The organism is Amycolatopsis sp. CA-126428, from assembly GCF_002904335.1.
Taxonomy (GTDB): domain Bacteria; phylum Actinomycetota; class Actinomycetes; order Mycobacteriales; family Pseudonocardiaceae; genus Amycolatopsis.
Map to the genome: position 1 here is coordinate 1 of NZ_PPHF01000175.1, position 6,607 is coordinate 6,607.

The following is a 6,607-nucleotide window of genomic DNA, read 5'->3' on the forward strand; positions in this document are numbered from 1 at the left end:
GGAGCAGGAGTTCGGCAACTCCGTCATGGACGAGACCAACCTGATCACCAAGGGCGGCAACTACGGCTGGCCGGCCTGCGAAGGCACCTCCGGGACGTGCGGCACGTCCGGGTTCATCGCCCCCAAGCGGACGTACCCGACGGCGGACGGTTCCTGCTCCGGCATCGCCATCGTCCGCGACGTGCTCTACGTCGCCTGCGAACGCGGGACCCGGATGTACCGGGAGGTGATCAGCGGCAGCGACCTGACCGACGTGCAGGCGTACTTCAACGGCACCTACGGGCGGTTGCGCACAGTGGAACCCGCTCCGGACGGCGGCCTGTGGCTCACGACGACCAACAACGGCGACAAGGACAGCATCCCCGACAACAGCAACGAGAAGATCTTCCACGTCGCGTTGGGTGGCTGATCCCGCCACGACAGCCGAGGACCGGCTGCTCCGGCGTCGTCAGGCGGCACCACCCTCCCGCGGCGGTCAGTGGAACTCGGGCAGGACGTGCTCCTGCCAGCCACGGAAGAAACCCTCGTGGTCGGCGCCGACCTGCTGCACGTAGATCTCGTCCACCCCGGCGTCGACGTACTGGCGGACGCGTTCCGCGTGCGCCTTCGGGTCGTCGCCGCACACGATCGCCTCGCCGACGGCCTCGCGCGGGACGAACGACGTCGCGGCTTCGAAGTCCTCCGGCCGCGGCAGGATCTGGGCCAGCTGCCCGGGCAGGACGTCGTTGGGCCACAGCCGGTGCGCCCGGTCCAGCGCCGCTCCGGCGTCGGCGTCCCAGCAGACCTTCATCCCGGCCTGCACCGGCTTGTCCCCGCCACCGGTTTCGCGGAAGGCCCGGACCAGGTCGGCGTCCGGCACGACCGTGCAGTACCCGTCGCCGATCCGCCCGGCGAGCTTCGTGGCCTGCGGCCCGAACCCGGACACGTAGATCGGCACCGGCTCGGCCGGCACGGTGTAGATCCGCGCGTCCTGCACCTCGTAGTGCGGCCCGTGGTGACTCACCGCTTCGCCGCGCGCCCCCGCCGCGTGGAGCTTGCGGATGACGTCGACGGCCTCCTCCAGCATCTCCAGCCGCTGCCCGGCCGAGGGCCAGGGGTCGCCGAGGATGTGCTCGTTCAGCGCCTCCCCCGAGCCCACGCCCAGCACGAACCGGCCGTCCAGCTGGACCGCGGCGGTGGCGGCGGCCTGGGCGAGCACGGCCGGGTGAATCCGGACGGTCGGGCAGGTGACCGCCGTCGTGATCGGCAGCGAAACGGCCTCCGACAGGGCACCGATCACCGACCAGACGAACGGGCTCTGGCCCTGCGCGTCGTTCCAGGGGTGGAAGTGGTCGGAGATCCACAGCCGCTGGAACCCGGCGCGCTCGGCCGCGCGGGCCTGGGCGACGAGCTCGCGGGGACCGTACTGCTCGCACGAAAGGAAGTAGCCGATCGACGTCATGCCGGCCGGATACCCCGGCCGCCCGGCCCGCACACACCGCGCCGGTGCCACCGGCGGGCACACGGGACGAATGCCCCATCAGTGGCGTGATCGCCCTGCACTCCACCGGGGCCGCCATGGCGGTGTTGTCGCTGCTCTCGCTCGGCGCCGCCGCGCCGGCCCTCTACGCCGACGGGTACGAGTCCCTGGTGCACTCGAGGCCCCGGTGCGCCGCCCGAGGATCCGCCGAAGGTCCGGATCGGCGGTCCCGACCGCACGAAGCCCTACGACATGGCACTGCTGAACGTGTCGGCGACGAGTTTCGGTTCCCTGTCCGCGAACGCGATCCTGGCCCTCGACTGGCCGGCGGCAAGCCGACCGGGTTCAAGCTCTGCGGGTGGAACGGTTCCAGCGCGCCACGGTGACCGGCGCGCGGCAGATCATGGCGTCGATGGGCGTCCGGTTCCCCGCCGAGCTGCGGCCGCACATGCTCCGCCGCCGCGTCGATCCCCACCAGGTGCTGTCCTACGCGGAGCTCTACGACTGGCTCGCGCCCGGGCAGTTGCTGTCCGAACCCCCGCGGGACTGGGCGCAAGACTGGGCCGCGGCCGATCCGGACCGCTTCACCGTCTGATCGGCAGCAGGACGTTCGCGACGCCGCCGGCGTCTATGCTCGGCCGGTGGCGATCGACTCCCCCGCTCTGAAGACCCGCCGGGCCGCGCCCCGGGACTGGATCCCGCGGTGGTCGGGGAGCGCCGCCCTGCGCGCCGTCCGCGCCACCCTGGTCGTCCCCGTCCTCTTCGCGTTCAGCATCACGGTGATCGGCGACCTGCAGGTGGCCACGTTCGCCGCCTTCGGCGGGTTCGCCACGTTGGTCATGGTGTCGTTCGGCGGCGGCCGGCGGGACAAGCTGCGCGCCCACTTCGGACTCGCGGTCACCGGCAGCGTGCTGCTGGTCATCGGCACCGCCGCCAGCGCGTCGCTGCCCCTGGCGGCGGTCGTCACGCTCGTCGTCACCTTCCTGGTGCTCTTCGGCGGCGTCGCGGGACCGAACGCGGCCGCCGGGGGTGTCGCCGCGCTGCTCGCCTACGTCCTCCCGGCCGCCTCCCCCGGCACGATGAGCATGGTCCCGGCCCGCCTCGCCGGCTGGTGGCTGGCCTCGGTGGTCGGCACCGCGGCCGTCCTGCTGCTGTCGCCCCGGTCCCCCGCCACGGCGCTGCGAGACGCGGCGGCGCGGGCGGCCGCCGCGCTGGCCGACCACCTCGACGCGGCCCTGCGCGGCGACGCGGACGTGGCCACGGCGCGCGAGGCGGCGGTCGAGGCCAAGCACCACCTGATCGACGAGTTCACCGCGACGCCCTACCGCCCCACCGGGCTGGCCGCCGAAGACCAGGCCCTCGACACCCTGGTGGGCCTGCTCGAATGGTGTGCTTCGGTCATCGCCGACACCACGCGCGAGTACCCGGACCTGAGCGGAGCGCCCGAGGTCGAACGGCAGCTGCTCACCGAGACCAGCGCCGGCCTGCGCGAGGTTTCCCGGCTGCTGGCCGGCCGGCCCGGCGCCTTCGACGCCGGCGAGCTGGACCGCCGGGTCCAGGCGAGCGTGGAACGGCTGCGCGCGCTGGGATCCGGCGATCCCGGCTACGTCGACGCGGTGCACCTGTCCTTCCACGCCCGCACCGGCGCGTTCGCCGTCCGTGAGGCGGTGACCGAAGCCCGCGCCGCGGTGCCCGGCGGCCGGCGGACCCGCTTTCCCGGCGGCCGCTCCATGGCCTCGCTGGCCCGGGTCGCTTCGCCGCACACGAGCTTGCGGTCGGTCTGGTTCGTCAACAGCCTCCGTGGCGCGGTGGCCCTGACCGCGGCGGTCGTCGTCGCCGGGGCGAGCGGCGTCGAGCACGGGTTCTGGGTGGTGCTGGGCACGTTGTCCGTGCTGCGCGGCAACGCGGCGGCGACCGGGTCGACCGCGCTGCGGGCGCTGCTCGGCACCGCACTCGGCGTCGTCGTCGGGGCGTTGCTGCTGCTGGTCATCGGCACCAGCGCGCCCGCGCTGTGGATCGCCCTCCCGATCGCGGTGCTGGTCGCCGCCTACGCGCCGGGCGCGCTGCCCTTCACCGCCGGCCAGGCGGCCTTCACCGTGACGGTCTCGGTGCTGTTCAACCTGCTCGCCCCGGCCGGCTGGCAGATCGGTGTCGTGCGGATCGAGGACGTCGCGATCGGCTGCGCGGTGTGCCTGGTGGTGGGCACGCTGTTCTGGCCCCGCGGCGCCCGGGCCGTGGTCGCCGACGACCTGGCCGACGCCTTCCGCGCCGGCGGCGCGTACCTGGCGGCGGCCACGAACTGGGCGCTCGGCCTCCGCCACGACCCGCCCTCCCCCGCCGCGGCGACCGCGGCCGGGGCCCGCCTCGACGACGCACTCCGCGGGTTCCTCATCGAGCAAGGCACCAAGCACGTCCCCAGGCCCGACCTGTGGCGGCTGGTGATGGGGACCGTCCGCTCGCGGCTCACCGCGCACTCGCTGGCCGGGCTCCCGAACCCCCACGTCGACCCGGACCCGTTCCGTCGGCTCCTCGGCGACCAGGCGGCCCAGCTCGCCGCCTGGTACGACCACCTGGCCTCCCGCCTGGACCGCACCGACCACGGCGACGTCCCCATGCTCGCCCCGCCGGCTTTCCCCGACCTCCTCGAGCAGCCCGGCGCCTCGGTACGCGACCTCGCCTGCGCACTGTGGGTCCACGAACACATCAAGCACATCTCCGCCCGCCTCGCCGAACTCGTCGAACCGGCCGCCGTCGTGGCAGCCCAGCGCCACCGCCCCTGGTGGCGGTAATCACCCGCACGCCGCCGGTCACTCGATCGGGTGAGACCTGTCGCGCGATCACGCTGCGCAGCGAGACGATGTGCCGTCCGGGAAGTCGGCGTGCGCCACCTCCAGAGGTCCGCCGGCGGCCGGTATCACCCGGGGCACCGGCACTAAACCGGTCCGGCTGATCGGGCGTGGACACCGCACCCGAACACGCAACCCGGAGGAACGACCATCAACACCGATTTCCAGGCCGACCCGGACGCGATCCGGAAGCTCGGCGCGCTCGCCGGGCGGGCGGGCTCCGCGGCCGGCCTCTACGCGGCGGCCACCGACGGCCCGAACGAGCTGGGCGAAGGGCTGCTGGTCAACCTCCTCGCCCAGCCGCTCGACCAGTGGCAGGCCCTTTGCCTCGCCAACGACCGCAAGGCCGAATCGCTGGCCGACGCCTTCGACACCGCGCTCGTCGCCGTCGCCAAGCTGTACCGCGAGACCGACCACGAGGCCGCGGCGAAAGCCGACCGGTCCTACCCGGACGCGCACTCCGAGCGGATCGCCGCCGACGACGTCGTCTCCCCGGAAACCGCCGCGACCTTCACCGACTTCGACAACGCGTCCCTCAACCCCCGGACCCTCGAGCCGTACCCGGGGTCGCTCAACCCGGCCGAGGACGCGTTCGGCGGCTGGAACATCGAGCTCCAGAAGATCGCCGACAAGATCGCGGGCGGGGCCTCGATCTCCGGGCCGGTGCGCGGGCTGCTGACGAAGATCGTCGGGATCGACCTGCTGACGGTGGTCGAGAAGCTGGTGACCGGCGACTGGGACCTGCTGCTGCGCCAGGGCATGGTGTTCGAGGACACCGGGCTCGCGTTCGGCAAGATCAAGCAGAACATCGACCGCGGCCGCCTCGGCATCCAGGAGCGCTGGACCGGGCACGCCGGGGAAGCGGCGCGCGCCTGGCTCACCGACTATTCGTACGCCTGCGCCGCGCACGCCAAGTTCTGCACGGACGCCGGCTGGAAGATCAAGAACTTCGCCCGCGCGGCCTACGACGCCATGCAGGCCCTCGACATCGCCCTCGAGTCCCTGCTGGACGCGGCGCTCAGCAAGGTGCTGAAGATCGGGAAGGCCCTGGAGCTGGCCCTGCTCGGCATCGTCGGCCTCAGCGACGGCGAGTCCGTGCGCCAGGCCATCGCCGGCATCCTGGCCGAGGCCACCCCGCTGCGCGGCGCCATCGACACGCTCACCGCGCTGGCGCACACGGTCGCGTCGGTGTCCGAACTGGTGGCGGGCAACGGCGAAATCGCCGCCCAGTCCTGGCCCGGCGAGCCCTACAAGCACCCGGGGACCTGACGTGGAAATCTCACCGTGGCGCACCGAACAGGGCCGGCGCGCGCGGCACAACCAGCTGACCCTGCTGGCTCGCGGCGACGGCGACCTGGCCGACTTCGCTCGCGACGTCCTGGCCGGCCGGGCGAAGCCGGAGGACCTGCTCTATCGGTCGTACCTGAGCGAAAAGACCCTCCGGACGGCACACGCGGAGATCGACGCGTGGAACGCCCTCCCCGAAGCCGAACGACAGGCGGATGTCGACGGGGCCGAAGCCCGGACGCGGGCGGAGATCGCCGCCCTCGCGGCGCTCGACCTGACGGAGCCGGCCCCAGACGACGATGACGATGACCACGACTTCGGCGCGGAGTTCCTGAACTCGTTGCGGTGACCTGCCCCCGCGACGAATCGGCTAGCTGTGATGTCCAGGGAGGTTGGTCAGCCGGGTGATGGGTGGTTTGCCGCCGGTTGACCTCGATGACTCGGACGTCAGCGGTGGTGAGGAACCTGCTCAGGGTGGCCCCGAACGACCCGGTGCTTTCAACACCGACCGCGACAACGACACCGTGGCTTGTGATCCAGTCCAGCAACTGGGCGTAGCCGCGGTCGCGGGCAGGAAACTCGCGGTGTCCGAGGAGTCGGCCGTGCTCATCGACCACGGCTGCGTAGTGGGTGTGCTTGTGCGTGTCGACACCGCCGATGACACGGGTGGCAGAAGTTGTCATGCTGGAACTCGCTCCTCCGGTGTTCGCGCTGGCGGATGGGCGAACCGACCGGACGGGCGACAGGTCTGTGACGGGGCTTCTGATCCAAGCTCCTATCAGGTCAGACCCGTCTGGCCGGTGCGCATACGGTGCTGCGCCCGAGCGGGCCGACAAATCGAACGCAGGACACCACGAACTACCGTGGGTCACACCTTGGCCGGGGTCACACCAGCCCAGCGCAGCACCAAGCCCCAGTCTTCACAGATCTTGCCATTGGTTTGCGGGTCTGCCCAGACTTCGGTTGACACCGGGGCTGACGGTTTCTCAGGCCGCTGACGCGGTCGTGTAGATAG

General features: G+C 72.2%; 8 protein-coding genes and 1 pseudogene. 5 read left to right on the top strand and 4 right to left on the bottom strand.

Going from position 1 to position 6,607, the window contains the following annotated elements:
- Positions 1 to 409, top strand: a 409-nt coding sequence (locus C2L58_RS45295) for a PQQ-dependent sugar dehydrogenase (RefSeq protein WP_146073813.1), incomplete at its 5' end; no start/stop codon positions are given.
- A gap of 66 nt (positions 410 to 475) precedes the next feature.
- Here the strand turns inward: C2L58_RS45295 and C2L58_RS45300 are convergent.
- Positions 476 to 1,441, bottom strand: coding sequence for a TIGR03557 family F420-dependent LLM class oxidoreductase (locus tag C2L58_RS45300; RefSeq protein ID WP_103343796.1), 966 nt, complete (start codon positions 1,439 to 1,441; stop codon positions 476 to 478).
- Between the two features lie 376 nt (positions 1,442 to 1,817).
- Between C2L58_RS45300 and C2L58_RS45305 the strand changes: the two genes are divergently transcribed.
- Together C2L58_RS45305 and C2L58_RS45310 are read left to right on the top strand one after the other, a co-directional pair.
- Positions 1,818 to 2,054: a hypothetical protein gene (locus tag C2L58_RS45305; protein ID WP_233226295.1), complete on the top strand. Its 237-nt coding sequence runs from the start codon at positions 1,818 to 1,820 to the stop codon at positions 2,052 to 2,054.
- A 46-nt stretch (positions 2,055 to 2,100) separates the two neighbouring features.
- A complete protein-coding gene (locus C2L58_RS45310) occupies positions 2,101 to 4,248 on the top strand; it encodes an FUSC family protein (RefSeq protein ID WP_103343797.1) in 2,148 nt (715 codons plus the stop codon).
- Between the two features lie 48 nt (positions 4,249 to 4,296).
- On the opposite strand, the gene C2L58_RS49045 is transcribed toward C2L58_RS45310, so the two are convergent.
- Positions 4,297 to 4,764, bottom strand: coding sequence for a hypothetical protein (locus C2L58_RS49045; RefSeq protein ID WP_146073814.1), 468 nt, complete (start codon positions 4,762 to 4,764; stop codon positions 4,297 to 4,299).
- Entirely contained in the window at positions 4,749 to 4,913 is a 165-nt protein-coding gene (locus tag C2L58_RS49605) for a hypothetical protein (protein WP_158264254.1), read from the bottom strand. Before C2L58_RS49605 ends, C2L58_RS49045 begins: the two co-directional genes overlap by 16 nt.
- Positions 4,914 to 4,968: 55 nt before the next feature.
- Between C2L58_RS49605 and C2L58_RS45320 the strand changes: the two genes are divergently transcribed.
- A complete protein-coding gene (locus C2L58_RS45320) occupies positions 4,969 to 5,574 on the top strand; it encodes a hypothetical protein (protein WP_103343799.1) in 606 nt (201 codons plus the stop codon).
- A gap of 1 nt (position 5,575) precedes the next feature.
- The gene (locus C2L58_RS51140) at positions 5,576 to 5,941 is read left to right on the top strand and encodes a hypothetical protein (RefSeq protein WP_103343800.1); all 366 of its coding nucleotides are present in this window, start codon (positions 5,576 to 5,578) and stop codon (positions 5,939 to 5,941) included.
- A gap of 70 nt (positions 5,942 to 6,011) precedes the next feature.
- On the opposite strand, the pseudogene C2L58_RS51660 reads toward C2L58_RS51140, so the two are convergent.
- A pseudogene (locus tag C2L58_RS51660) lies at positions 6,012 to 6,275 on the bottom strand (IS110 family transposase); the annotation flags it as partial.
- Between the last annotated feature and the right edge of the window lie 332 nt (positions 6,276 to 6,607).